The organism is Paenibacillus sp. 2TAB19 (assembly GCF_052115185.1).
Taxonomy (GTDB): domain Bacteria; phylum Bacillota; class Bacilli; order Paenibacillales; family Paenibacillaceae; genus Pristimantibacillus.
The window spans coordinates 61,871-85,271 of sequence record NZ_JBFRGE010000025.1 but is presented as its reverse complement, the minus strand read 5'-3'; the positions used below and the strand labels follow the sequence as shown (position 1 = coordinate 85,271).

Here is a 23,401-nt window from a genome sequence, read left to right as displayed (position 1 = left end):
AAATAAAGAAAAATAATTTTCGACAGAAGGAATTCACCTCCATATGTCGAAAACTTTAAAGCAGACAACTTGGGAAGGTAATCATGAATATCATTTAAGGGAGGACCAGACCTTGCATAAGATCGAAATATTATTGGCAGATGACAACCGAGAATTTACTAACTTGTTATCGGAATACATATCCGAACAAAGTGATATGAGTGTGAGCGGAGTTGCTTATAACGGAGAAGAAGTATTGAGACATCTCGAAGAAACGAGAAAGATTCCCGATGTGCTCATACTGGATATTATTATGCCGCATTTGGACGGTCTTGGCGTACTAGAGCGTTTGAAAGAAATGAACCTGTCCCCAATGCCAAAAATAATTATGCTGACGGCTTTTGGACAAGAAAACATTACTCAAAAAGCGGTTCAGCTTGGTGCCTCGTATTATATTTTGAAGCCATTCGATATGGATGTGCTGGCTAACCGCATTCGTCAGCTTGTCGGTAATCCGACGTTCACAACGAACGGCAGCTATGCAACAAGCTCATCATCGATCAAATCGAATGTAGTTCCAATTGCCAAAGGCAAAAATCTCGATGCTAACATTACGAGCATCATTCATGAGATTGGCGTTCCTGCGCACATCAAAGGATATCAATACTTGCGTGAAGCGATTACGATGGTGTACAACAACATCGAGATCCTTGGCGCAATTACGAAAACGCTGTATCCGGCAATCGCTGAAAAGTTTAAGACGACGCCATCCCGCGTCGAACGCGCAATTCGTCATGCGATCGAGGTTGCATGGACGCGCGGCAACATTGACAGCATCAGCCATCTGTTTGGCTACACCATTAATATCAGCAAGTCGAAGCCGACGAACTCGGAGTTCATCGCTATGGTTGCGGACAAGCTGCGAATCGAGCACAAGGTATCTTAATCGTAAGCAAAAGGTTTATCTTACAAGCACAGTTTCTCTATTGGTTCTTTGCAGCCAGTAGAGAAGCAGTGTTTTTTTATTTGCCGGAAAGAAAAAAGAAGACTTATACGAGCTAGGAATGACTTGTGCTTTCCTTGCGGAGCAGCGCTCGTCAATGCTTCGTCTAAGTCTTCTCATTCGTTTTCGCTTCAATGATTGATGGTTTAAGTAGTTGGAGATGAGGGCGATATGAATTTGTGACTGAGGATATTGGGTGGAGCAGCGTTTGAAGTAGGAGTGAACATGCGAATTCATTATTGGACATGTTCGAATTAGTAGATGACTCTGCGGTTTAAATACACATTGCTGCCGTATTTCTCAATAAGGGCCGTTGACTGCGCCTGAACAAAATTATGAATATCTTTGAGTCGCAGGTCGTTAGGCTGAATCGTTTCTTTTACTTTGCCGTCTACTGCTACATCGAATACAATTTTCATCATAAGGATCACCTCTTTCGCAAGTTATGTGACCAGTATAGAACTCAACTATTATATAAAGATAAAAAAAGATGATCGAAATTGTAAGATTTGCACCAATTCGTTAGAAGGGTGTAAACTTTTGCTGATAATCATTCATTAATTGTCTACAAAAAAAGCAGCAGGCTGCAGGAAAGATTACTCTTCCTGCAGCCTGCTGCGTCGTTCAAAGAAAATATCATTATTTGTTGGCAGACGGCTTAGGCGGGCGCGGACGCTTCGGTTTGAAGCGGGTTGCGACATAATTTCGCTTGCGATCTCGGAAAAAGGTCCAGCCGCCGATGAAGCCGACACCGATACCGAACATGACGAATCCAAGCAGGAAAGAAAGCCAGTGGAAGTCAGGTGTAATGGCATCGTTGCCGAATTGGGAGAAATAATCGAATAATTCGTTTTTCATACGAAGAAATCCGAAGCAGGCCAGCAAGCCTGGTATAACGAGCAAGACAATGGCAATAATGCGGGAAATTAATAATTTCATTGCGTAGAATCTCCTTGAAGATCATAATAAACAGTTGTTACTATCATACCTTTTTCGCAAGTTGCTGTCTAATTCATAATTGGGCGATGTAAAAGGTTTTGAAAACAGGTACAATAGAAGTGAATGGTTTGCGTTAGATTTCATGTGAGATAGACCGACAACGAATTTCAGGTTAGGACATGCATATATTATTTATAGGAGTAATGGAGGGAACGAAATGGCAATACAAGTGGATGTAGCCGTTTTAGGCGGTGGACCCGGAGGATATACTGCTGCGATTCGTGCCGCGCAATTAGGCAAATCCGTAGCAATCGTTGAGATGGATAAGCTTGGAGGCACCTGTCTTCATAAAGGATGTATCCCAAGCAAGTCGCTGCTGCGCAGCGCAGAGGTATATGCGACGCTTCTAGAGGCGGATAAATACGGTGTAGACGTAGCCGAAGGAGCAATAGGTCTTAACTTCGGCAATGTTCAGCTCCGCAAAGAGCAGACGGTGGAACAACTCCACAAAGGTCTTCGAAGCCTGATGAAAAAACATGGCATTCAGATCATTGAGGGAAAAGGACGCGTTATCGGTCCTTCGATATTTTCGCCTAGAAGCGGGTCGCTCGCAGTAGAGCTTCCTGACGGTGAGATGGAGTCGGTCGTCTCTACAAATCTGATTATTGCAACAGGCTCAAGGCCGCGTACCTTGCCGGGATTAGAGCCAGACGGCGAATACATACTAACAAGCGACGAAGCACTCGTTATGGACAAGCTGCCTAAGTCGATTATTATTGTCGGCGGAGGCGTGATCGGCGTCGAATGGGCGTCCATGCTGCAAGACTTCGGTGTGCAAGTAACGCTTGCGGAAGCGGGTGCGCGTCTAGTACCAGGCGAAGATGTTGATGTATCCGCAGAGTTGACCAAGATATTGCGTCGTCGCGGTGTACGAGTGCTTACCGGCATTCAATTAAATACCGATACGTATGAACAGAAGGACGGCGAGGTTTCGATCTCTGCCGCTACCGAGGATGGCAACGTATTGTTAACGGCTGAGAAGCTGCTCTTATCGGTTGGCAGGCAGCCGAATATCGAAGGTATAGGACTTGAGAATACGGATATTCAAACCAAAAACGGTGCGATTGCCGTGAATGCATTCGGACAAACAAGCGAGCCGCATATTTACGCAATCGGTGACGTAATCGGCGGCGTGCAGTTAGCGCATGCCGCAGCACATGAGGGGTTAATCGCGGCTGAACATATTAATGGCGGCAAACCCGAGGCGCTCGATCATCATCTCATTCCGAGATGCATCTACTCGCGTCCCGAGATCGCTTCGTACGGATATACGGAAGATCGGGCTCGGGCGCTGGGACATGAGATCAAGACGGGCAAAATTCCGTTCCAAGCGATAGGTAAAGCATTGGTTCTAGGAGAAGCGGAAGGATTCGTGAAGGTCATTGCCGATAATAAAACAAATGATATTCTCGGTGTTCACATGATTGGTCCTCATGCGACGGATCTGATTTCCGAAGCCTCGTTAGCGGGCTTGCTGAACGCGACACCTTGGGAAGTCGGACAGATGATCCACCCGCATCCGACATTAGCCGAAGCGCTTGGCGAAGCGATGTTAGCCGTTGATGGGCGGGCTATTGCGTATTAATCCAGCTTTGCATCAGAGAAGCTCATGCAATAACGGTTTTCTTTTTGATGGAAATACGGTTATAATAAATAATATCAAGTCTTAGGACCAGGTTTTAATAGTTGGTAAAGGGAGGAATACCCTCATGACCCAATTCGCTTCTACAGGGCAAAATGCACGTCATTTGGAGTTAGGGCTCAGCAATGAGCAAGCAATTGAAATGTATTCAACAATGCTGACTGCACGCAAGTTCGATGAACGAATGCTGCTGCTTCAGCGGGCAGGAAAAATCAATTTCCACGTCTCTGGTATCGGCCAAGAGGTTGCGCAAGTTGCTGCGGCTTATGCGCTGGACCGAGATAATGATTATTACTTGCCTTACTATCGTGATTATGGCTTCGTTCTAGCTGTTGGCATGACGCTAAGAGAGCTGTTATTGTCGGTATTCGCAAAGGCGGAGGATCCTAACAGCGGCGGTCGTCAGATGCCGGGGCATTTCGGGTCGAAGAAGCTGCGTATTGTGACAGGTTCCAGTCCGGTAACGACGCAGGTTCCCCATGCAGTAGGCATTGCGCTCGCGGCTAAGATGAAGAAGAAACCGTTTGTCAGCTTCGTTACCTTCGGAGAAGGTTCAAGCAATCAAGGCGATTTCCATGAAGGCTGCAACTTCGCAGGCGTACATAAGCTGCCTGTCATCCTCATGTGCGAGAATAACCAATATGCGATTTCCGTACCACTTCACAAGCAGCTTGCAGGCAAGGTAGCGGATCGTGCCATCGGTTATGGCTTCAAAGGTTTGCAGGTGGATGGCAATGACGCGCTTGAGGTGTTCCGCGTCGTGAAGGAAGCGCGTGAACGCGCTGTTACAGGCGAAGGGCCGACTCTTATAGAAGCATTAATGTATCGCCTCTCCCCGCATTCGACGTCGGACAACGATCTGGCCTATCGGACGAAGGAAGAGGTTGACATGAACCGTGCAAAAGACGGCATTCCGAAATATAAGCAATATTTGATCGATAGCGGCATTTGGTCGGAGGAGCAAGACGAGGAGCTGCAGCTTCGTATACGCAAAGTGCTGGATGAAGCGACGGCTTACGGCGACAAAGCGCCATTCCCAACTCCTGAATCGACATTGCTTCACGTCTATGCTGGCGATGCAGAGCAAGGAGGGACTCCATAATGGCTGTTATTGAATATATCGATGCGATCAGGCTTGCCATGAAAGAAGAAATGGAGCGCGACGATGACGTATTCGTATTAGGCGAAGACGTTGGTCTTAAAGGCGGCGTCTTCACGACAACCAAAGGGCTTATGGAACAGTTCGGCGAGCTGCGGGCGCTCGATACTCCGCTGGCCGAGTCAGCCATTGCCGGAGTTGCAATCGGAGCTGCTATGTATGGCATGAAGCCGATTGCCGAGATGCAATACTCGGATTTCATGTTCCCTGCTACCAACCAAATCATAAGCGAGGCGGCCAAAATCCGTTATCGCTCAAATAATGACTGGAGCTGTCCGCTCGTGATACGCGCTCCGATCGGCGGAGGCATCTTCGGCGGATTATATCATTCACAATGTCCGGAGTCGGTATTTTTCGGAACGCCGGGACTTAAGATTGTAGCGCCATATCGCGCTTATGATGCGAAGGGCTTACTGAAAGCTGCCGTTCGCGACCCGGATCCGGTTCTGTTCTTCGAGCATAAGAAGTGTTATAAGCTTGTCACGGGTGAAGTGCCTGACACCGATTATATTGTACCTATCGGCAAAGCTAACGTATTACGCGAAGGCGATGATATTACGGTTATTTCCTACAGCATGCCGCTTCACTTCATCGAGCAGGCAGCAGCCGAACTTGCCGACGAAGGTATTAGCACTCATATACTCGATCTTCGAACGATCCAACCGCTTGATAAGGAAGCGGTGCTGGAGGCGGTTCGCAAGACCGGCAAGGTGCTGATCGTACATGAGGACAACAAAACAGGCGGCGTTGGCGCAGAAGTGTCGGCTATCATTGCGGAAGAGCTACTATTCGAGCTAGACGCGCCGATCATGCGTCTATGCGGACCGGATGTGCCGGCTATGCCGATCAATCCGCCGGGTGAGAAGTTCTTCATGCTTAATAAGGATAAAGTGAAAGAAGCTATGCGTAACTTGGCGTTGTATTAATTGCATGGCACGCATGTGCTTGTCAGTTAGGGGATGAGAAGATTGAAAACGATGATCGAAGTCGTCGTGCCGCAGCTTGCGGAATCACTCGTATCGGCCACAATCGACAAATGGTTGAAGCAGCCTGGCGATTGGGTAGATGTTTATGAGCCGATCTGCGAGATTTTGACGGATAAAGTGAACGCCGAGCTGCCTTCCACAGTATCAGGCACGCTTATGAAAATATTAGTTGGGAACGGTGAGACCGTTCCTGTCGGGACGCCGATCGCTCTAATGGAGGTTGAAGGCGAAGCTGGTGATGCAGATGCTTCAGCTTCTAGCGGAGCATCGACGAACAATGCGGCAACCGTTAATGGCAGCGCTGCGTTGTCAGTGACGTCTGGAGCGCCTATCGTAGATGCTGACGCTCCGATGAGAGGCAGGTTCTCTCCGGCTGTGCAGCAGTTGGCTGCCGAGCACAACATCCGATTGTCTGATGTGCCGGGCACTGGTCTAGGCGGAAGAATTACACGCAAGGACGTGCTTGCCTACGTCGCATCTGGCGCTGCAGGTAAAGCAGGCGGGGGAGGGCACGCGACTCCGGTCTCTTCCGCAAGCATGGATCCGAAAGCCCAGGTTCGGTCGTCAGGTATTCATTTGTCCGAATCGCCAAGATTGCCGAAGATTGAGGTTGAGGGCTCGAATTCGCCAAGTCGCGGCGAGACCTTCATCGACGTCACGCCGATTCGCAGTACGATCGCACGGAATATGCGCCAAAGCGTTAGTGAGATTCCGCATGCATGGACTATGATCGAAGTAGACGTTACGAATCTTGTGCTGCTCCGCAACAAGCTGAAGGATGAGTTCATGAAGCGCGAAGGCGTGAACCTGACTTATCTTGCATTCCTGCTTAAAGCGGTCGTAAATGCGATCAAAGACTTCCCGATCATGAACTCCGTCTGGGCTGTGGACAAAATCATCGTGAAGCGCGATATTAACATCTCGCTTGCCGTCGGCACGGAAGATTCGGTTATGACCCCGGTCATTAAGAATGCCGATCATAAGAATGTCGCAGGACTTGCGAAGGAGATCGAAGAGCTCGCCCGCAAAACGCGCGAAGGGAAGCTAACGCTTTCTGATATGCAGGGCGGAACGTTCACGGTGAACAACACAGGTTCATTCGGCTCCATATTGTCATATCCGATTATTAACTATCCGCAGGCTGCAATTCTAACGTTCGAATCGATCGTGAAGCGCCCTGTCGTTATTAATGACATGATTGCGGTACGTTCCATGGCTAACCTGTGTTTGTCGCTTGATCATCGGATCTTGGACGGCGTTATTTGCGGACGTTTCCTGCAGCGGGTGAAAGACAATCTCGAAAGCTTCACATTAGATAGCAAATTGTATTAAGAAAAGGGGAATACCAACATGGCTGCTGCGGACAACGAAGAACGCTCAGAAAGGTTGGAAGCCCACTATATACCTATGCTGGACTACGCGGAAGCGTGGGAGCTTCAGAAAGCATACGTCAAACAAATCGACCGGGAGGAGCGTCAAGAGACGCTGCTCCTTCTTCAGCATCCACCGACCTATACGATTGGATCGGACCGCAATCCTGAGCACTTGCTTCTGAATGAATCAGAGCTCAAGGAGCGTGGTATTTCCTTATACGAGATCGACCGCGGCGGAGATATTACCTACCATGGTCCAGGACAGCTCGTCGGCTATCCGCTTCTTTATCTCGATGCGGTAGGATTGGATCTGCATGCGTATTTGCGTAGCTTGGAGCAGGCGATAATCGATTGGCTTGGCGTGTACGGTATAGAAGCGGGCAGAAAACCGGAATATACAGGGGTATGGGTTGGCGACGAGAAGATCGCCGCCATCGGAGTGAAGTTCAACAAAGCGCGCAATCGCCGCGGTTTCGTAACGAGTCACGGCTTTGCGCTTAATATCAAGGAAGGCATTGCGTTCGAAGGCTTCAACGGCATCGTCCCATGCGGCATTGGCGAGTACGGCGTCACATCGTTTAATGATCTGACCGGACGCGACCTGTCGGTGGAGGAAGCAGCTGCAGAGTTGCTGCCATTCTTCGCAAAGCAATTTAAGTTCGACGTGCCGGAATTAGTACAGCAAAGAGCCGAGTCCAGCGATTAACGTCGATAAAAGCATGGCGGATACAAGAATTATGGCGACGATACGAATGACTTTACGGTTGCCCATGCGCATGCAGCCCCTTTCTGGAATAATAGGTTTGAAATTGCGTATTGCCTGTCTCTGTCTCTATTGTATACGAATTTGATGAATGGAGGAAACGTAAATGATTGCAAAAGATCGATTAGTGAGTGAATTTATGGAGCTGGTGCAGATCGATAGCGAGACGAAGCACGAGCAGGAGATAAGCAAAGTGTTAAAGCAGAAGTTTACATCATTAGGCTTGTCCATTGATGAAGACGACGCTGCTGCGAAGACTGGCCATGGTGCGAACAATCTGTTTGCCAAGCTTGCGGCAACGGATGGGTTAACGGACGCTCCGCCCATATTTTTCACTTGTCATATGGATACGGTAACGCCTGGCAATGGCATTAAGCCTCAATTGGACGATGACGGCTATATCCGCAGTGACGGGACTACGATACTCGGAAGCGATGACAAGGCGGGAATTGCTGCGTTATTCGAAGCCATACGCGTGTTGCAGGAACAGTCGATTCCCCACGGTCCGATCCAATTCGTTATTACGGTCGGCGAAGAATCGGGACTTCTAGGCGCTCGCGCGCTTGATGCATCGAAGCTGGACGCGAAATACGGTTACGCGCTTGATTCGAATGGAAAGGTTGGCGATATTGCCGTAGCTGCTCCTACTCAAGCGAAGGTGAGTATTAAGATGTACGGTAAATCGGCCCATGCCGGCGTTAATCCCGAAGACGGCATTAGCGCGATTCAAGTTGCAGCCAAAGCAATTGCTAGAATGCCGCTCGGCCGTATCGATAACGAAACGACGGCGAATATCGGCAGGTTAGAAGGGGGAGGCGCAACAAATATTGTCTGCGACTACGTGAAGATTGATGCCGAGGCGCGCAGCATCGTACAGCATAAGCTGGATGCGCAGATCGAAGCGATGCGCAAGGCAGTGGAAAGCGCCGCAACTGAGTATGGCGCACGAGGCGAACTCGTAAGTGAAATTATCTACCCCGCTTATCAATACGATGATGAGGATCCTGTCGTTCAACTAGCGAAGCAAGCGATTGTCGCAATCGGCTGCACGCCTCGCACTTTCCACTCGGGAGGAGGCAGCGACGCGAACATTTTCAATGGATTAGGTGTTCCGACTGTCAATCTTGCTGTGGGTTACGAGCATATTCATACGACGAAGGAACAAATTAAAGCGGATGATCTTGTCAAAGTTACCGAGCTGGTCGTCGAAATTATGAAACAAGCTGCTGTTAGCAGATAATCGATACGATGAAGTAGCCCTCCTGAAGGTTATCAGCTTAAGCAGCTGTTACCGCAGGAGGGCTTATTGTTTTATTTAGTAATTAGCAGAGCGATTATTGATCTGAAACTACCTTCAGATCGATAGGAGGGCGACGATTGGCCGTTCCTCCAGTGAAGTCGGACAGCAGCTTGTAATTGGCATCCGCCCCTGCGGCAGCGCTGAGCTTGCGCAGCTGGTGACGAATTTCCCAAGCCTTGCCGACTAAACGAAGCTGATTCGAAGCGACATATTGTTTCATGGATATCGCACCTCTCGTAATTTGATATAATGATAGGTATGCGACAGATGGACAACCTATGCCATCTAGTGAATAACCCGTAGAAGGAGCTGCTGTACATATGGATAAGAAACAATCAAGCGAGCTTTGGCGCGAGGAGACGATTAGTACGGAATCCATTTTTCAAGGGAAAATGATTTCGCTGCAAGTGGATACGGTAGCATTGCCCGAGGGACGAACAGCTACAAGAGAAATTGTGAAGCATCCTGGTGCTGCCGCTGTTATGGCGTTGCTGGACGGCAAGCTGCTTGTCGTAGATCAGTTCAGAAAACCGCTTGAAAAATTTCAAATCGAAATTCCTGCAGGCAAGCTGGATCCGGGAGAAGATCCATTGACCGCGGCAGCAAGAGAGCTGGAGGAGGAAACAGGATATAGAGCAAAGGAGCTTAAGCTGCTGAGCGCCTTCTATACGTCTCCAGGCTTTGCGGATGAGAAGTTGTATATTTACTTCGCTGAACAGGTGGAGGAAGGCGTTCAAAGCCCGGACGAGGATGAGGATTTGAATGTCGAGGCTATCACGATGGAGCAAGCTGATGCCTACATAGCCGAGGGACGCATAAGCGATGCCAAAACGATACTTGCCATATACGCATGGAAGCTATATCAATTAACTGGACGCATCTAGAGCTCGTCATACCATCGGAAGATCACTCATAAACTAAAAATGGACACGCTTATCTGCTAATGTGCGGTATAGTTTGAGTTTGGTGGTGAATGTAACCGATGGTGAAGAACAATTTGTCGCTGTATGTGTTCGTGGCGGTACTGTTTGTTGTAGGGGCTATATTCGGGGCGCTTATGGTTAATGCGCTGACATTCGAGCAGCAGCAGGATTTGGCTCAAGATGTAGATCAATACGTGAGATTGATGGGAGCGGGAATCGGTGTCGACGAAACGGATTCGTTCTGGGAGAGGTTCTTTTTCCATGGCAAATGGATGCTTCTGCTCTGGCTGCTAGGCATAACCGTTGTCGGGATACCTGGTGTGCTTGCGCTCAATTTTTTGAAAGGTGCGTTAGTCGGCTTCTCGATCGGCACGCTTATTAACCAGTATGCTTGGAAAGGGGTTTGGTTCTCGCTCGTATCGATTGCGCCGCAAAATATTATTGCGATACCGGCGATGATCGTTACAAGTGTCGCCGCTCTGACGTTCTCCATTTATGTGGTGAAAAACAGGCTGCTCCAGCAAAAAGGGACGCTGGCTCCTGAACTTGCCGGCTTCACTTCTACAACGCTGCTTATGGTCATCGTCTTAGCGGGAGCGTCGCTCTTCGAAGCATACGTTTCGCCGACAATTATCGGATGGGCTTCTCCTTTGCTATCGTCTTAAGCTGCCATCATACGACAGCAAAATGTTTGACTTTATTGCATGTTAGCCCCTATAATGAAAGGAAAGTTTCCTGATATAGGCGCAGACATGTGGTAGGGGGGAAATCATGGAAGCCCGGATTGAGAAAATCAAACAACAGTTGCAGTCCCAGGGCTACAAATTAACCCCGCAACGGGAAGCAACCGTCCGCGTATTGCTTGAGAATGAAGATGATCATTTAAGCGCGGAAGATGTGTTTATGCTCGTAAAGGATAAAGCACCGGAAATCGGATTAGCAACCGTTTATCGGACGCTCGAGCTTCTAAGTGAGATGCATGTCGTCGAGAAGTTGAACTTTGGCGACGGCGTTGCTAGATACGATCTTCGGACCGATAGCAGCAAGCATCATCACCATCACCTCATTTGTGTGCAGTGCGGATCAATGGATGAAATTAAAGAAGACTGGCTTTTGCCTCTCGAAGAGAAGCTGGAAGCGGAATACGGTTTTTTTGTCATTGATCATCGTCTTGACTTTCAAGGCGTGTGCCACCGCTGCAAAGCAAAAAACGACAACCCAACTCAATCATAAACGGCTTGGCTGCCCAGCATAACTGGACGGCAAAGCCGTTTTGGCATTTCTATGGAGCACCTATCTTTTCTTTATGACATTGACGGAAGAATTGGTATCGAAGATTTGATCCAATTGCATTAAACCAGAGCCTTGTGCAAGGACACTGTAATTGTCCAGTTTGATCGCTTTCCTGCGCAATTGAGTAGATGCGGCTGCCGGACTTAGAGAAGTTCTGCGGCTAAGCAATAAGGCAGCGCCTCCCGCGACATGGGGGGAAGACATGCTTGTGCCCGACAACTTCTTGTAGGAGTTGCCCGGCCATGTCGATAATATTTGCTGCCCCGGCGCAGTAATGGCAATGCTTGGTCCTCTGCTGCTGAAGCTTGCTATCTGATTGGCTTTCGTTGAAGCGGCAACCGCGATTACTTCCTCATAAGCAGCAGGTTCATCAATTTGTTTGCTTGATTCTCCCGAATTTCCCGCAGACGCTACGATTACGATGCCTTGCCTCGCTGCTCTCCGTACCGCGTCATGCAGAACGCCGCTGCTCTCCGAACCCGTAATACCGAGACTCATGTTAATCACATTCATTTGCCTGCTGATACACCAATCAATACCCTCGACAATGTCCGAGACGTATCCTTCTCCGTTCGCGTCCAGCGCTTTGACCGCATATAATTCAACCTCCGGAGCAACGCCAATGATATTGTCATTAGTTCCTAACGCGGCTATAATGCCGGCAACATGGGTCCCATGACCGTTATCGTCACTATACGAGCCGCCGTTAATCGTATTAACCCCGCCGGCAATCCGGAGATCCGGATGATTCGCAATGCCGGTATCAATGACAGCGACCTTCATCGGGCTGCCTTTTGAGGTAGCCCATGCTTGGGGCGCTTTTACGCGACTTATGTTCCAGGTTATTAAGGAAGCTTTTGCTGTCGGCTTTGTTGTTGTCATCATTAGTGGAAGCGAACGTTTGAAAGACCTGTACTTGTTAGGCTTGGATGGAGCTTTGTACGGAACTTTGAAAGGCGCCTTGTAAGGAACAGCAGCATGTATTTTGATTTTAAGATCCTTCTCGACTTTCCTAACTTCCGGATGGCTGGATATGGAAGACGGCGAAGCTCCTTTCAGGACATGGAAGCCAATCAATAAGCTTCTTGATACAGCCTTAAATGGAGTAATGCCGCTCTCTTTCATCATTTTCAGGCAGCGATTATATGATTTTCTTGACCGTAAAGTAATAATTTGTCGCGCCGTTCGTTTCGAAGGCTTGATGGCGGCACAGCGTCTGATCATGGATTCCAGCTTTGGCAATGAAATTGAGCCTCCCTAGTCAGCTTTAAGCTAGTTCAGTGTATGGGGAACGAGCGGTTTACGTATGGGTGACTGTCGATAGGGCACATATTTTTAGGCTTTGCTGGAAAACGTATCGCGTATGGACGATCAAGTTGGCTTGTTCGTTCATACATCATAATAAGAGCGTTTTAGATGGTCTCGGGAGGGGTAATCATGTTAATCGGCGTGCCGAAGGAGATTAAGCAGAGTGAATATCGGGTTGCGTTGACACCGGCTGGCGTTACGATGTTGAAGGCGGCTGGCCACGAGGTGCTGATTGAGGAAGGTGCTGGCAGCGGCAGCGGTTTCGAGGATAGCGACTATATGCGTGAGGGTGCGAATATAGCTTCAACTGCTGCTGAGGTTTGGGGTAAAGCTGATATGATTATGAAGGTAAAGGAGCCGCTTGCAGAGGAGTTCGGCTATTTCCGTGAAGGGCTGCTCTTATTTACTTATTTGCACTTGGCCGCTGCGGCGGATTTGACTAAAGCGCTAGTCGAGCGCGGAGTAACGGCAATTGCTTATGAGACGATCCAACTTCAAAACGGCAGTCTGCCGCTTCTAACGCCGATGAGTGAGGTTGCGGGTCGTATGTCCGTGCAGGTAGGAGCGCAGTTTCTGGAAGCGTTCAATGGCGGACGCGGCGTACTTCTTGGTGGGGTTCCGGGAGTGCCCCCTGCGGAGGTCGTTATTATCGGGGGCGGAATTGTGGGCACTAATGCTGCGAAGATTGCGCTGGGGATGGGAGCGAATGTCGTTATATTGGAGAAGAGTGCAGATCGCATGCGTTACTTGGACGATGTATTCGGCGGTCGGCTCCGAACGTTGATGTCAAGCCCGCTTAATATCGCGGAAGCAGTGAACCATGCCGATCTGCTTATCGGTGCTGTTCTTATTCCCGGGGCGAAAGCCCCGCAATTAGTAACGGATCAGATGGTCCAAATGATGCGGAAGGGTTCAGTTATCGTCGATGTAGCCGTAGATCAAGGCGGATCCATTGAGACCGTCGATCGTCCGACAACGCATAAAGATCCGATTTATATGAAGCATGGCGTCGTTCATTATGCAGTTGCGAATATACCGGGAGCCGTGCCGCGCACTTCGACCTTCGCGCTGACGAACGCCACGATCTCTTATGCGCTTGATTTGGCCAATAAAGGACTGGACGCGATTCGCCGAAGCGTACCGCTGCAGAAGGGCGTCAATACGCATGCGGGCAATGTAACGTATGAGCCGGTTGCGGCAGCGACCGGCATGCCTTATACCGCACTGGACAAATGGCTGAACAGCGTTGCTTATGAAAACCTGGAGTCGTAAACGAATAATCACATCAGCCTCCTCATAAGGTGTAGCGAGCGGACAACCGTGAAGCACTTGAAGCGGAGGCTGATGATGATGGTTTTATCGATAAGGAAGTGGGCAAGCAAGCTGTTCTTTATTGTCGTTTTTACTGCGGCATTATTAGTAGTCACGGGAGGCTATCGATTTTTGGTCGATGCGATATCTCCTGTTCATCCCTATAGGGAACCGAAGGGAGAGGCGCTGAAGGTATTTTTGACCGATCCGGAGTCGCCCGAGGGCGGTCATTTGGCGGACAGATTACGTTGGTTTTATTGGTATGGCGAATAAGGCGAACCGTGCATGGCATTGTGCACGCTGCACAGAAATATAGCGGAAGCAGGATTTGCCGTTGCGAATGTGGAATAATTGTAGGTGAGAAGCAGCATGGAAAGGAATTGGAATGAAGGCTTATCTGAACACGTACTTGGAGCACCTGGAAGTCGAACGTAGATTGTCCTCTAATACTCTCTCGTCCTATGAGAGAGATTTGCTTGCGTTCGCCGCTTATGCCGAGGAACAGGGTATTGGCGAGCCGTCTCAGTTGCAGAGGCATCACTTTGCACGTTATATGCTCCATCTTAAGGAGCAGGGAAGGAAGGCGGCAACGATTACGAGACATATCGTATCGTTGAAAGCTTTTTTTCATTATTTGACCAAGGAAGGCGTCATTATTCATAATCCTTCGATCTATCTGGAGGCGCCAAAGCAAGAAAAGAAGGCTCCGAAATTATTGTCCGAATCGATGACAGCCGTGTTGCTCGATTCGCCTCAGTCGGATAAGCCTGCCGGGAAGCGGGACAAAGCGATGCTGGAGCTTCTTTATGCGACTGGCATTCGCGTTTCTGAACTCGTTGCCCTTGATGCCGAGCACTTGCATATGCAGCTTTCAGCCGTTCGATGTATAGATGCTGGAGGGAAGGAACGTATTGTCCCTTTTGGGCGCATGGCAGCAGAAGCGTTGATCGCTTACTTGGGGGACGGCAGGAAGTCGCTTATGAGACATAACGAGAATGAGTCTGCATTATTTCTGAACCATTTGGGCACGAGAATGACGAGGCAGGGCTTCTGGAAAACGATCAAGAAATATGCGAAGGAAGCGGGCATATCAGACGATATTACGCCTCATACGCTTCGCCATTCCGTCGCTGCGCATCTGCTCGAGCATGGCGCGGACATACGTTCCGTGCAAGAGCTGCTGGGCCATGCCGATCTGGCGACAACGCTTAAATATGTGAAGCAGCCAACAACGCGAATCAAGGACGTCTATAAGAGCGCGCACCCAAGAGCGTAGACTACATAGGAGGACAACATCGATGAGATTTGATCGTATTGCAGTGATTGTATTAGATAGCGTCGGAATCGGCGAGCTCCCGGATGCGCCAGCCTTCGGAGATTCCGGCGCACATACCCTAGGGCATATCGTGGAGCAATCGCCGGAATTACAGTTGCCCAATATGCGCAGATGGGGCCTCGATCGAATTGCGCCGATCGGTGCGTGGTCGGAGTCGAAAGAACCTCCTGCTGCCTATTACGGCAAAATGGCGGAAGTTTCCGTAGGCAAAGATACGATGACAGGGCATTGGGAGTTAATGGGGCTTAAGATTGAGGTCCCGTTTCAGACGTTTCCTGAAGGATTCCCGCCCGAGCTGATCGAGAGCTTCGAGCAGCGCACCGGCCGCAAGGTTATCGGCAACAAGCCGGCAAGCGGCACTGAAATCTTGGACGAGCTAGGCGAGGAGCAGATGAGAAGCGGCTCTTGGATCGTCTATACATCGGCAGACAGCGTGTTTCAGATTGCCGCTCATGAAGAAGTGATTCCGCTGGAGGAGCTGTACCGGGCATGCGAGATCGCAAGAGAGCTGACGATGGACGAGCGACATTCCGTTGGCCGAGTGATTGCAAGGCCGTACATCGGGAAGCCGGGAGCGTTCGCGCGCACGCCGAACCGGCATGACTATGCGGTCAAGCCTCCTCACGCAACGGTATTGGACACGCTTAAGGCTGGCGGTTACGACACGATTGCAATCGGCAAAATCAACGATATTTTCGACGGGGAAGGCATTACGGCCACATCGCCAACAAAAAGCAATGCAGACGGCATTGCGAAGACGATTGAACAGCTCGGCAAGCCGTTCAAAGGCTTGTTATTCACGAATTTGGTTGATTTCGATTCGTTATACGGACACCGTCGTGATCCGCTTGGTTATGGGAAGGCGCTTGAGGAATTCGATCTTGCCGTTCCTGAGCTCGTAAAGCAGCTAGGCGAGCGCGATTTACTAATTGTAACTGCCGATCATGGCAATGATCCTGTTCATGCGGGAACCGATCACACGCGCGAATACGTACCGATTATGCTGTATAGTCCGTCATTCGCTAAGACGGCAAGGTTAGAGACTAGAACAACCTTCTCCGATCTTGGCGCGACGATCGCCGATAATTTCGGTGTTGAAGCACCGCCTAACGGAGAGAGTTTCTTGCATCTGCTGTAAAGAAAATAAGCGGCTAATTCTATCTATACGAAATAAAAGCATATACAAACCAATAGAATGGGGAGAACAGACGATGAACGCATTGACGTCGGCGCACATTAAAGAAGCAGCGGAATTTATTGAAAGCAGAACGACACTTAAGCCGGAAATCGGTCTTATCATGGGATCAGGATTAGGTGTGCTTGGCGATCATTTGGAAAACCCGGTGACGATTGATTATCACGATATTCCCCATTTTCCGATCTCGACGGTTGAAGGACATGCAGGCGAGCTGTTGATTGGAACGCTGTCAGGCAGAACGGTTCTCCTTATGCGCGGCCGCTTCCATATGTATGAGGGTTACGGTCCGGAGTTAACGGCATTCCCGGTTCGAGTCATGAAGGCGCTTGGTGTCAAATCATTGCTCGTAACGAATGCTGCCGGCGGCGTGAACTTGGCTTACGATCCAGGCAATCTCATGCTGATCTCCGATCATATTAATTTAACGGGCAAAAACCCGCTCATCGGTCCAAACGACAATGAGCTAGGCGTTCGTTTTCCAGATATGTCTGAAGCGTACAGCAAACGGCTGCGCGCAATCGCGAGAGACATTGCGGCAGAGCAAGGGATGACGTTGCGTGAAGGCGTATATGCCGGCTTGCTTGGTCCTACGTACGAAACGCCTGCCGAAATTCGTATGCTGCGCATCATTGGTGCAGATGCTGTCGGAATGTCGACAGTTGCCGAGGTGATAGCTGCCCGCCATTCTGGCATCGAAACAGTCGGTATTTCCTGTATCAGTAACATGGCTGCCGGAATATTGGACCAGCCGTTGTCGCACGAGGAAGTTATGGAAACGACGGAACGTGTGAAGAACCAGTTTTTGGGACTTGTAACAGCGCTTATCGGGAAAATGTAATAAATACGAAATAAAAATGTAACACAACTGTCACATTTACATCGACTTAATATGACAGTGTTCGCTCGCTTAATCGTCGTATAATGTCCATGAACATTGAATGATGGAGTGAGAACGAGATGGATAAGAATAGGCAATTACTCTTACAAATGGAGCAATTGCGGAGCAAAATGGTGGAAACTGCGCTATTAAGGCAATCCTTCCTGCACCGTGAAGTCATAACGCTCAGTCAGCGGTTGGACGAAATGATCATTCGTGTGCAGAGGGAGCAAGCCGCGCTTTCGAGAGCGAATTAATGCGCAGAGAACGAGGAGGCAATTATGCGCGCAGTAGATATTATCCATAAGAAGCGGGACGGCGGAGAGCTTACCGCTTCTGAACTAACTTATTTGATTGACGGCTATTGCCGAGGGGATGTTCCAGATTATCAAATGTCCGCTTGGGCGATGGCTGTTTTCTTTAGAGGAATGACGCCGCGCGAGACGGCTTCTCTTACGCTGGCGATGGCGAATTCGGGCGATCAGGTTGATCTCGGCCCTATTAGCGGCGTGAAGGTTGACAAGCATAGTACAGGAGGCGTCGGCGATAAGACGACCTTAATAATTGCGCCGCTTGTCGCTTCAGTTGGCATTCCGGTCGCGAAGATGTCCGGCAAAGGTCTTGGGCATACTGGCGGTACGATCGATAAGCTGGAGTCAATCGATGGATTCCGTACGGAGCTTTCGCGCGAGAGGTTCATGACACAAGTCAATGATATCGGACTGTCGGTCATTGGGCAGAGCGGCAACTTGGCTCCTGCCGATAAGAAGCTGTATGCGCTGAGAGACGTTACAGGCACTGTCGAATCCATTCCGCTCATTGCCAGCTCGGTTATGAGCAAGAAGATTGCGGCGGGCGCCGATGCGATCGTGCTGGACGTGAAGACAGGCAGCGGGGCATTCATGAAAACTTTAGAGCATTCGGAGCAGCTCGCGCAAGCGATGGTGGAGATCGGGACGGAGGTTGGCCGTCATACGGCAGCTATTATAAGCGATATGGACCAGCCTCTCGGATACGCGATTGGCAATGCGCTAGAAGTAGCGGAGTCGATCGAAACGTTGAAAGGCCGTGGACCAGCCGACTTGACTGAGCTATGTCTGACATTAGGCGCTCATATGGTCGTTCTTGGCGGTAAGGCGGGCGATGTCGAATCGGCCAAGGAGATGCTTCGCGCTCAGTTGCATAATGGAGCTGCGTTAGCCAAGTTTAAGCAGTTCGTAGCTGCGCAGGGCGGGGACGAAACCATAGCTGACGATCTCTCGCGCCTGCCTAGTGCTCCGCATCGTGTCGAAGTGAAAGCCGGAGCTGCCGGTTATATCAGCGCGATTGAAGCCGAACAGCTGGGTCTTGCGGCAATGCTGCTTGGCGCCGGCAGAGCGACGAAGGAAGCGGAGATCGATTATGCGGTTGGATTGACGCTTCGTCTGAAGGTCGGCGATCCTGTGCAAGCTGGAGATACGCTTGCGGTTCTTCATGTTCGCGAGAATAATGATGCTGCGAACGAAGTTGCGGCTAGAGTCCGAGATGCTTATTCGATTACGGATAAGCAGCCTGAACAACGTAAATTATTGTTATCGGTCGTAACGTCTACAGGAGTCGAGCGTTATGTATAATTAATCAATTAAGCTGGAGCTGTATCGGAAGGTCGAGAAGACTTTCAGGTGCAGCTCTATTTTTTATGGGGCAAACGACGGATAGATTGGAATAATTTGCAAAGATTAGGTCAACAATGTAGAGGAAAATATAGCCGAAAATGGCCGCAATCGCTGTCAACTATTTAGGAGGAATAAGCGTTGAAAAACAAAGCTAGTAAATTGCTCATATTCGTTCTTGTCATTTCGCTCGCGTTGCCGGGGGCTGTATTTGCCGAGGAGCCGGCTCCTGCGCCTGAGCAGGTTGCCGCATCGGAATCCGCTGGGCAAGCTCCGCAGGTAGATCTAGCGCCATCAGCACGCTCGGCGATTATGATGGATGCGGAGAGCGGCACTGTTATTTTCGAGAAAAATAGTCACGACAAGCTTCCGCCGGCCAGTATTACGAAGATTATGACGATGCTGCTCATTATGGAGGCGCTTGATAGCGGGAAAATTAAGTTAACCGACAAAGTGCAAACGAGCGAATATGCGGCTTCTATGGGCGGATCGCAAATTTTCCTCGAGCCTGGCGAAGAAATGTCGGTTGAAGAGATGATTAAAGGCATCGCTCTTGCCTCAGGCAACGATGCATCGGTAGCGATGGCTGAGAAGCTGGCAGGAACCGAGCAGCAATTCGTCGCCATGATGAATGAGAGAGCGCAGCAGCTCGGACTCAAGGATACGATGTTCGCTAATCCGAATGGTCTTCCGGTGGCGAATCACTATTCGTCTGCGCATGATATAGCGATCATGTCGATGGAGCTCCTTAAGCATTCCGAGGTTACGAAGTATACAGGACTCTATCAAGATTACTTGCGCAAGTCGTCAGAGAAGCCTTTCTGGCTAGTCAACACGAATAAGCTTGTCCGCTTCTATAGCGGAGCTGACGGGCTAAAGACCGGCTTTACGAGCGAAGCGAAATATTGCCTGTCGGCAACGGCTAAGCGCGATAATTTGCGAATCATTGCAGTTGTAATGGGTGAACCAACTACGAAAACAAGAAATGCCGAAGTATCGCAAATGTTCGATTACGGCTTCGCGCAATATATGAATCACAATCTCGTCAAAGAGGGCGACAGCATCGGGAATGTACGTATCGAGAAAGGCGCTCAGAAGGAGCTGCCGCTTGTCGCAACCCACCCTTACAGCGTTTTGCTGAAGAAAGGCGCAGCCACGAACGATATTCGCTCCGAGCTGATCGTGAACGGACCGCTTAAAGCCCCGATTCAGAAAGGCCAGTCGATTGGCAAGCTTGTTGTGTATCAGGGCGATCAGGTGCTTAAGGAGTTCCCGATCCAGTCGCCGGAGGATGTTGGCAAGGCAGGCTTCTGGAAAATGTTCAGACGTTCGTTCAACGGGTTGTTCGGTTAGCGAACGGACTAGCGTTCAAATATAGGAAAGTATAAGTTTCACACTTAATAGTTATGCGGTTTTTGTCAGCTCATAGCGGTATGCTTCTAGTTTTGTCGGCATGCAGGAGAAGGCCGCCTTCTTGGAGAATTGCTTGTTCTATCTCGAAATGAAGGAGATGAGCAGCTTAATGAGTCTGCAAGCAGAGTTGGAGCATTACCGAAATATGCTGATCGTACGTCTTCGAGGCGAGCTTGACCATCATACGGCTGACGTCGTGAGATTTAAGATGGAGGAAGCGATTGCCCGCGGGACGACGGATCACGTTATTCTGAGCTTGAAGGAGCTGCAATTCATGGACAGCTCTGGTCTTGGCGTCATCTTAGGCAGGTACAAGCAAGTGAAGAGCCGAGGCGGCAAGATGGTCGTATGCGACGTCAACCCGAATGTGCAGCGGCTGTTCGAGTTGTCGGGCATATTCAAAATAATAACGATGCACGACAATGAACGTACCGCCATTACGAGTTTGGAGGTGGTGTCATGACCGGAACAAATGAAATGACGCTTTCCTTTAGTGCGAAGTCGGAGAATGAAGCTTTCGCGCGGATCGCGGTTGCAGCATTCGTATCACAGCTCGACCCGACACTCGATGAACTGAACGATTTGAAGACAGCTGTCTCTGAAGCGGTAACCAATGCGATTATTCACGGATATGAGAGCGATCCGTCCTGTCAGGTAACGATCGAGGCAACGATCGAAGGCGACTCCGTATCGATTACCGTAACGGATAACGGCCGTGGAATAGAAGATTTGGAGCTGGCAAGACAGCCGTTGTATACATCCAAGCCGGAGCTTGAGCGCTCAGGTATGGGATTCACTATTATGGAAAACTTTATGGATCGCTTCGAGGTTGCAAGTACGGCAGGCGGCGGAACCCGCGTTGCGATGCTGAAGCGAATCGAATCGAAAAAAGCGCTCTACAACTAGGGCATAGGGGTTGAACCTCATGGAAGCTGATTTGAAACATACGGCCCAGCCATACTTGGATGATGCAGAGGTTAAACGGCTCATCGCATTAAGCCAGTCGGGCGATACAGTTGCAAGAGATACGCTGGTTAACTGCAATATAAGGCTTGTGTGGTCGGTTGTGCAGCGGTTTATTAATCGGGGATATGAACCTGAGGATCTGTTCCAGATCGGCTGCATCGGCTTGCTGAAGTCGGTAGATAAGTTCGATTTGTCCTATGATGTTAAGTTCTCTACTTATGCCGTGCCGATGATTATCGGCGAGATTCAGCGGTTTCTGCGGGATGACGGAACGCTCAAGGTGAGCAGATCGCTTAAGGAAACAGCGAACAAAGTACGGAAGATGAAGGATGAGCTGTCTAAGACGCTTGGCCGTCTGCCAACGATCAGTGAAGTGGCGGAACGGCTCGGCATCACGCCAGAGGAGGTTGTGTTCGCCCAAGAGGCGAATAAGCCTCCCACCTCGATACATGAAACGGTGTTCGAGAATGACGGCGACCCGATTACGCTTATGGATCAGATCGCTGACGAATCGCAGGAGCGATGGTTCGATAAGCTGGCGCTCGTCGAGGCGATTGAAGGACTTAGCGAGCGTGAGCGGCTCATCGTATACTTGCGCTATTACCGTGACAAGACGCAATCCGAGGTAGCGAGCCGGCTAGGCATATCGCAAGTGCAAGTATCGCGCCTGGAGAAAAAAATATTGCAGTCCATTCGAGACCAGATCGCCCAATAGGGCGGACTGGTCTTTTTCCGTTTATTACCTGTTTAAGCATGAGTATCCGAAACAGCCTTTTCTCATACTATATTTGAAACATAAACCATGGAATTAACAGAAGGGAAGATGACAGATGGAAGCTAATAAGCCTTCGCTCCTCTATCTGCGTCTCAAGAAACGAATTTATATGCGCCCGGAGCAGCATGTCACGCTAGGTCAAGCGGCTCGGCTGCTGGCGGCGGACGCAGAGACGGAACAGTCGCTTAAGCAGCTCATCCTGTATGAGCATAAGAAGGCGGACGGCAATCGGGTCGTCATCGACCTTCTCCAGATCGTCAAGGCAATCCGAGAAGCAGCCCCCGGGTTGTCGGTGGAAGCCTATGGCGATCCTCAGGTGCTCGTGATGATCGCCGAGAAACCGGTGAAGCCGCGAATCTTCGTGCTCATCCTCTCTTGGCTGCTGCTCTTCTTCGGTGCAGGACTTGCCATTATGAATTTCCACACGGATGTCAGCATGAAGGAGGTACATACTCGCATTGTCGAGCTGATCAGCGGCAAGCAAATCGAGCATCCGCTTTGGTTCCAAATTCCGTACTCGCTCGGTATTGGGCTGGGGATGGTTCTCTTCTTCAACCATTTATTCCGCAAGAGGTTCAATGAGGAACCGAATCCGCTGGAAGTCGAGCTCTATATGTATCAGGAAAATGTGAACGCCTACGTCATTGCCGATGAGATGCGCAAGAAGTCAGATTATGATCAGACGCGGGGCGGAAGCGATGGCTGATGTCCTGGCGAATGTGTTTATCGCGCTGCTGGGGCTGGCTGGCGGGCTGGCGGTCGGCAGCGGACTCGTCGCTTTGTTGATCGTCATTGATCTCATTCCTCGTCTTGCGCAGCTTGCGAACGCATATCGACTGTCTATTCTGTTCGAGACTGCGGTTATTAGCGGTTCGATGTACTGGACGTTCGCAGACTTCATGGATTGGGAGCTTGGCTGGCATCCGCTGCTCTTGCAAAGCGGCGCCGGCTTATTCGACGGGCTGTTCGTCGGCATGCTCGCCGCGGCATTGACAGAGGTGATGAATGTTCTGCCCATTCTAGCCAAAAGAATGAACTTATCGGACTATATGGTCGCTCTCGTCATGGCTATGGTGCTTGGCAAGACCTTAGGCTCATTGTTCGATTGGCTTATATTTCAGTGGTAATTCTAACATAATCTTGAA

At 49.8% G+C, this 23,401-nt stretch carries 29 protein-coding genes and 1 pseudogene; 25 read left to right on the top strand and 5 right to left on the bottom strand.

Translation table 11 applies throughout. The features are described 5' to 3' along the window. Window positions 1-112: 112 nt before the first annotated feature. Complete coding sequence (spo0A, locus tag AB4Z33_RS13840; protein WP_442050461.1) at window positions 113-925, top strand: sporulation transcription factor Spo0A; 813 nt, start codon at window positions 113-115, stop codon at window positions 923-925. 311 nt (window positions 926-1,236) lie between these two features. On the opposite strand, the gene AB4Z33_RS13835 is transcribed toward spo0A, so the two are convergent. Both AB4Z33_RS13835 and AB4Z33_RS13830 read right to left on the bottom strand, forming a co-directional pair. Then, on the bottom strand, window positions 1,237-1,404 hold the full coding sequence (locus AB4Z33_RS13835) for a mechanosensitive ion channel protein MscL (protein WP_442050460.1): 168 nt from the start codon (window positions 1,402-1,404) through the stop codon (window positions 1,237-1,239). Window positions 1,405-1,621: 217 nt separating this feature from the next. After that, complete coding sequence (locus AB4Z33_RS13830; RefSeq protein ID WP_337101700.1) at window positions 1,622-1,921, bottom strand: DUF2627 family protein; 300 nt, start codon at window positions 1,919-1,921, stop codon at window positions 1,622-1,624. A gap of 217 nt (window positions 1,922-2,138) precedes the next feature. Between AB4Z33_RS13830 and lpdA the strand changes: the two genes are divergently transcribed. The 5 genes from lpdA to lipB all read left to right on the top strand — a co-directional run bounded on the left by lpdA (window position 2,139) and on the right by lipB (window position 7,847). Further along, a complete protein-coding gene (gene lpdA, locus AB4Z33_RS13825) occupies window positions 2,139-3,566 on the top strand; it encodes a dihydrolipoyl dehydrogenase (protein WP_442050459.1) in 1,428 nt (475 codons plus the stop codon). A 124-nt stretch (window positions 3,567-3,690) separates the two neighbouring features. Then, window positions 3,691-4,725 carry a thiamine pyrophosphate-dependent dehydrogenase E1 component subunit alpha gene (locus tag AB4Z33_RS13820; RefSeq protein ID WP_337101702.1) on the top strand — a complete coding sequence of 345 codons (1,035 nt, stop codon included), beginning with the start codon at window positions 3,691-3,693 and terminating at the stop codon, window positions 4,723-4,725. Continuing rightward, entirely contained in the window at window positions 4,725-5,708 is a 984-nt protein-coding gene (locus AB4Z33_RS13815) for an alpha-ketoacid dehydrogenase subunit beta (protein ID WP_337101703.1), read from the top strand. Before AB4Z33_RS13820 ends, AB4Z33_RS13815 begins: the two co-directional genes overlap by 1 nt. Before the next feature lie 33 nt (window positions 5,709-5,741). Next, complete coding sequence (locus AB4Z33_RS13810) at window positions 5,742-7,100, top strand: dihydrolipoamide acetyltransferase family protein (protein WP_442050458.1); 1,359 nt, start codon at window positions 5,742-5,744, stop codon at window positions 7,098-7,100. An 18-nt stretch (window positions 7,101-7,118) separates the two neighbouring features. Next, window positions 7,119-7,847, top strand: a complete 729-nt coding sequence (gene lipB / locus AB4Z33_RS13805) for a lipoyl(octanoyl) transferase LipB (protein WP_442050457.1) — start codon at window positions 7,119-7,121, stop codon at window positions 7,845-7,847. Here the strand turns inward: lipB and prli42 are convergent. Then, entirely contained in the window at window positions 7,815-7,913 is a 99-nt protein-coding gene (gene prli42 / locus AB4Z33_RS13800) for a stressosome-associated protein Prli42 (protein WP_442050456.1), read from the bottom strand. The genes lipB and prli42 overlap by 33 nt on opposite strands. 97 nt (window positions 7,914-8,010) lie before the next feature. Here prli42 and AB4Z33_RS13795 point away from each other — a divergent pair, with 97 nt between their 5' ends. Then, the gene (locus tag AB4Z33_RS13795; protein ID WP_442050455.1) at window positions 8,011-9,144 is read left to right on the top strand and encodes a M20/M25/M40 family metallo-hydrolase; all 1,134 of its coding nucleotides are present in this window, start codon (window positions 8,011-8,013) and stop codon (window positions 9,142-9,144) included. Window positions 9,145-9,343: 199 nt separating this feature from the next. Here the strand turns inward: AB4Z33_RS13795 and mciZ are convergent. After that, a pseudogene (mciZ, locus tag AB4Z33_RS13790) lies at window positions 9,344-9,424 on the bottom strand (Z-ring formation inhibitor MciZ); the annotation flags it as partial. Between the two features lie 100 nt (window positions 9,425-9,524). Between mciZ and AB4Z33_RS13785 the strand changes: the two are divergent. From AB4Z33_RS13785 to fur, 3 genes are all read left to right on the top strand, one after another. Next, the gene (locus tag AB4Z33_RS13785; protein WP_442050454.1) at window positions 9,525-10,088 is read left to right on the top strand and encodes an NUDIX hydrolase; all 564 of its coding nucleotides are present in this window, start codon (window positions 9,525-9,527) and stop codon (window positions 10,086-10,088) included. 98 nt (window positions 10,089-10,186) lie between these two features. Beyond that, a complete protein-coding gene (spoIIM, locus tag AB4Z33_RS13780; RefSeq protein WP_442050453.1) occupies window positions 10,187-10,792 on the top strand; it encodes a stage II sporulation protein M in 606 nt (201 codons plus the stop codon). 106 nt (window positions 10,793-10,898) lie between these two features. Next, the gene (fur, locus tag AB4Z33_RS13775) at window positions 10,899-11,360 is read left to right on the top strand and encodes a ferric iron uptake transcriptional regulator (protein ID WP_442050452.1); all 462 of its coding nucleotides are present in this window, start codon (window positions 10,899-10,901) and stop codon (window positions 11,358-11,360) included. Window positions 11,361-11,420: 60 nt separating this feature from the next. Here the strand turns inward: fur and AB4Z33_RS13770 are convergent, their stop codons facing one another. Then, window positions 11,421-12,203 (bottom strand): S8 family peptidase, encoded by a 783-nt coding sequence (locus AB4Z33_RS13770; protein WP_442050451.1) that lies wholly within the window; start codon window positions 12,201-12,203, stop codon window positions 11,421-11,423. Here AB4Z33_RS13770 and AB4Z33_RS13765 point away from each other — a divergent pair. The 15 genes from AB4Z33_RS13765 to AB4Z33_RS13695 all read left to right on the top strand — a co-directional run bounded on the left by AB4Z33_RS13765 (window position 12,187) and on the right by AB4Z33_RS13695 (window position 23,383). After that, window positions 12,187-12,387: a hypothetical protein gene (locus AB4Z33_RS13765; RefSeq protein ID WP_442050450.1), complete on the top strand. Its 201-nt coding sequence runs from the start codon at window positions 12,187-12,189 to the stop codon at window positions 12,385-12,387. The genes AB4Z33_RS13770 and AB4Z33_RS13765 overlap by 17 nt on opposite strands. A gap of 66 nt (window positions 12,388-12,453) precedes the next feature. Then, complete coding sequence (locus AB4Z33_RS13760; protein ID WP_442050449.1) at window positions 12,454-12,681, top strand: hypothetical protein; 228 nt, start codon at window positions 12,454-12,456, stop codon at window positions 12,679-12,681. Between the two features lie 176 nt (window positions 12,682-12,857). Beyond that, window positions 12,858-14,000: an alanine dehydrogenase gene (gene ald, locus AB4Z33_RS13755; RefSeq protein ID WP_442050448.1), complete on the top strand. Its 1,143-nt coding sequence runs from the start codon at window positions 12,858-12,860 to the stop codon at window positions 13,998-14,000. 72 nt (window positions 14,001-14,072) lie between these two features. Next, window positions 14,073-14,312: a DUF4227 family protein gene (locus AB4Z33_RS13750; protein ID WP_442050447.1), complete on the top strand. Its 240-nt coding sequence runs from the start codon at window positions 14,073-14,075 to the stop codon at window positions 14,310-14,312. A gap of 112 nt (window positions 14,313-14,424) precedes the next feature. After that, complete coding sequence (gene xerD, locus AB4Z33_RS13745) at window positions 14,425-15,315, top strand: site-specific tyrosine recombinase XerD (RefSeq protein ID WP_442050446.1); 891 nt, start codon at window positions 14,425-14,427, stop codon at window positions 15,313-15,315. Between the two features lie 22 nt (window positions 15,316-15,337). After that, window positions 15,338-16,513, top strand: coding sequence for a phosphopentomutase (gene deoB, locus AB4Z33_RS13740; RefSeq protein ID WP_442050445.1), 1,176 nt, complete (start codon window positions 15,338-15,340; stop codon window positions 16,511-16,513). 73 nt (window positions 16,514-16,586) lie between these two features. Next, on the top strand, window positions 16,587-17,411 hold the full coding sequence (locus AB4Z33_RS13735; RefSeq protein ID WP_442050444.1) for a purine-nucleoside phosphorylase: 825 nt from the start codon (window positions 16,587-16,589) through the stop codon (window positions 17,409-17,411). 149 nt (window positions 17,412-17,560) lie between these two features. After that, on the top strand, window positions 17,561-17,707 hold the full coding sequence (locus tag AB4Z33_RS13730; protein WP_442050443.1) for an aspartyl-phosphate phosphatase Spo0E family protein: 147 nt from the start codon (window positions 17,561-17,563) through the stop codon (window positions 17,705-17,707). Window positions 17,708-17,731: 24 nt separating this feature from the next. After that, window positions 17,732-19,063: a pyrimidine-nucleoside phosphorylase gene (locus AB4Z33_RS13725; RefSeq protein ID WP_442050442.1), complete on the top strand. Its 1,332-nt coding sequence runs from the start codon at window positions 17,732-17,734 to the stop codon at window positions 19,061-19,063. A gap of 180 nt (window positions 19,064-19,243) precedes the next feature. Beyond that, window positions 19,244-20,455, top strand: a complete 1,212-nt coding sequence (locus tag AB4Z33_RS13720) for a D-alanyl-D-alanine carboxypeptidase family protein (RefSeq protein ID WP_442050441.1) — start codon at window positions 19,244-19,246, stop codon at window positions 20,453-20,455. 169 nt (window positions 20,456-20,624) lie between these two features. Then, window positions 20,625-20,978 (top strand): anti-sigma F factor antagonist, encoded by a 354-nt coding sequence (gene spoIIAA / locus AB4Z33_RS13715; RefSeq protein ID WP_442050464.1) that lies wholly within the window; start codon window positions 20,625-20,627, stop codon window positions 20,976-20,978. Further along, entirely contained in the window at window positions 20,975-21,421 is a 447-nt protein-coding gene (gene spoIIAB / locus AB4Z33_RS13710) for an anti-sigma F factor (protein WP_442050440.1), read from the top strand. Before spoIIAA ends, spoIIAB begins: the two co-directional genes overlap by 4 nt. A 19-nt stretch (window positions 21,422-21,440) precedes the next feature. Further along, window positions 21,441-22,196 (top strand): RNA polymerase sporulation sigma factor SigF, encoded by a 756-nt coding sequence (gene sigF, locus AB4Z33_RS13705; protein ID WP_337101724.1) that lies wholly within the window; start codon window positions 21,441-21,443, stop codon window positions 22,194-22,196. A 115-nt stretch (window positions 22,197-22,311) separates the two neighbouring features. Continuing rightward, the gene (locus AB4Z33_RS13700) at window positions 22,312-22,962 is read left to right on the top strand and encodes a stage V sporulation protein AA (RefSeq protein ID WP_442050439.1); all 651 of its coding nucleotides are present in this window, start codon (window positions 22,312-22,314) and stop codon (window positions 22,960-22,962) included. Beyond that, window positions 22,955-23,383 carry a stage V sporulation protein AB gene (locus AB4Z33_RS13695; protein ID WP_337101726.1) on the top strand — a complete coding sequence of 143 codons (429 nt, stop codon included), beginning with the start codon at window positions 22,955-22,957 and terminating at the stop codon, window positions 23,381-23,383. Before AB4Z33_RS13700 ends, AB4Z33_RS13695 begins: the two co-directional genes overlap by 8 nt. The last annotated feature ends 18 nt before the right edge of the window (window positions 23,384-23,401 follow it).

Coding starts and splice junctions, on each gene's coding strand:
- AB4Z33_RS13730 (WP_442050443.1), top strand. CDS start 17,561: ATGGAGCAATTGCGGAGCAAAATGGTGGAAACTGCGCTATTAAGGCAA.
- AB4Z33_RS13760 (WP_442050449.1), top strand. CDS start 12,454: ATGGAAGACGGCGAAGCTCCTTTCAGGACATGGAAGCCAATCAATAAG.
- sigF (WP_337101724.1), top strand. CDS start 21,441: ATGGAAGCTGATTTGAAACATACGGCCCAGCCATACTTGGATGATGCA.
- spoIIM (WP_442050453.1), top strand. CDS start 10,187: ATGGTGAAGAACAATTTGTCGCTGTATGTGTTCGTGGCGGTACTGTTT.
- prli42 (WP_442050456.1), bottom strand. CDS start 7,913: ATGGGCAACCGTAAAGTCATTCGTATCGTCGCCATAATTCTTGTATCC.
- AB4Z33_RS13735 (WP_442050444.1), top strand. CDS start 16,587: ATGAACGCATTGACGTCGGCGCACATTAAAGAAGCAGCGGAATTTATT.
- AB4Z33_RS13820 (WP_337101702.1), top strand. CDS start 3,691: ATGACCCAATTCGCTTCTACAGGGCAAAATGCACGTCATTTGGAGTTA.
- AB4Z33_RS13700 (WP_442050439.1), top strand. CDS start 22,312: ATGGAAGCTAATAAGCCTTCGCTCCTCTATCTGCGTCTCAAGAAACGA.
- xerD (WP_442050446.1), top strand. CDS start 14,425: ATGAAGGCTTATCTGAACACGTACTTGGAGCACCTGGAAGTCGAACGT.
- ald (WP_442050448.1), top strand. CDS start 12,858: ATGTTAATCGGCGTGCCGAAGGAGATTAAGCAGAGTGAATATCGGGTT.
- AB4Z33_RS13835 (WP_442050460.1), bottom strand. CDS start 1,404: ATGATGAAAATTGTATTCGATGTAGCAGTAGACGGCAAAGTAAAAGAA.
- AB4Z33_RS13770 (WP_442050451.1), bottom strand. CDS start 12,203: ATGAAGGTCGCTGTCATTGATACCGGCATTGCGAATCATCCGGATCTC.
- deoB (WP_442050445.1), top strand. CDS start 15,338: ATGAGATTTGATCGTATTGCAGTGATTGTATTAGATAGCGTCGGAATC.
- AB4Z33_RS13815 (WP_337101703.1), top strand. CDS start 4,725: ATGGCTGTTATTGAATATATCGATGCGATCAGGCTTGCCATGAAAGAA.
- AB4Z33_RS13785 (WP_442050454.1), top strand. CDS start 9,525: ATGGATAAGAAACAATCAAGCGAGCTTTGGCGCGAGGAGACGATTAGT.
- AB4Z33_RS13725 (WP_442050442.1), top strand. CDS start 17,732: ATGCGCGCAGTAGATATTATCCATAAGAAGCGGGACGGCGGAGAGCTT.
- spoIIAA (WP_442050464.1), top strand. CDS start 20,625: ATGAGTCTGCAAGCAGAGTTGGAGCATTACCGAAATATGCTGATCGTA.
- lipB (WP_442050457.1), top strand. CDS start 7,119: ATGGCTGCTGCGGACAACGAAGAACGCTCAGAAAGGTTGGAAGCCCAC.
- AB4Z33_RS13765 (WP_442050450.1), top strand. CDS start 12,187: ATGACAGCGACCTTCATCGGGCTGCCTTTTGAGGTAGCCCATGCTTGG.
- fur (WP_442050452.1), top strand. CDS start 10,899: ATGGAAGCCCGGATTGAGAAAATCAAACAACAGTTGCAGTCCCAGGGC.
- AB4Z33_RS13750 (WP_442050447.1), top strand. CDS start 14,073: ATGATGATGGTTTTATCGATAAGGAAGTGGGCAAGCAAGCTGTTCTTT.
- spoIIAB (WP_442050440.1), top strand. CDS start 20,975: ATGACCGGAACAAATGAAATGACGCTTTCCTTTAGTGCGAAGTCGGAG.
- AB4Z33_RS13795 (WP_442050455.1), top strand. CDS start 8,011: ATGATTGCAAAAGATCGATTAGTGAGTGAATTTATGGAGCTGGTGCAG.
- AB4Z33_RS13695 (WP_337101726.1), top strand. CDS start 22,955: ATGGCTGATGTCCTGGCGAATGTGTTTATCGCGCTGCTGGGGCTGGCT.
- lpdA (WP_442050459.1), top strand. CDS start 2,139: ATGGCAATACAAGTGGATGTAGCCGTTTTAGGCGGTGGACCCGGAGGA.
- AB4Z33_RS13830 (WP_337101700.1), bottom strand. CDS start 1,921: ATGAAATTATTAATTTCCCGCATTATTGCCATTGTCTTGCTCGTTATA.
- AB4Z33_RS13810 (WP_442050458.1), top strand. CDS start 5,742: ATGAGAAGATTGAAAACGATGATCGAAGTCGTCGTGCCGCAGCTTGCG.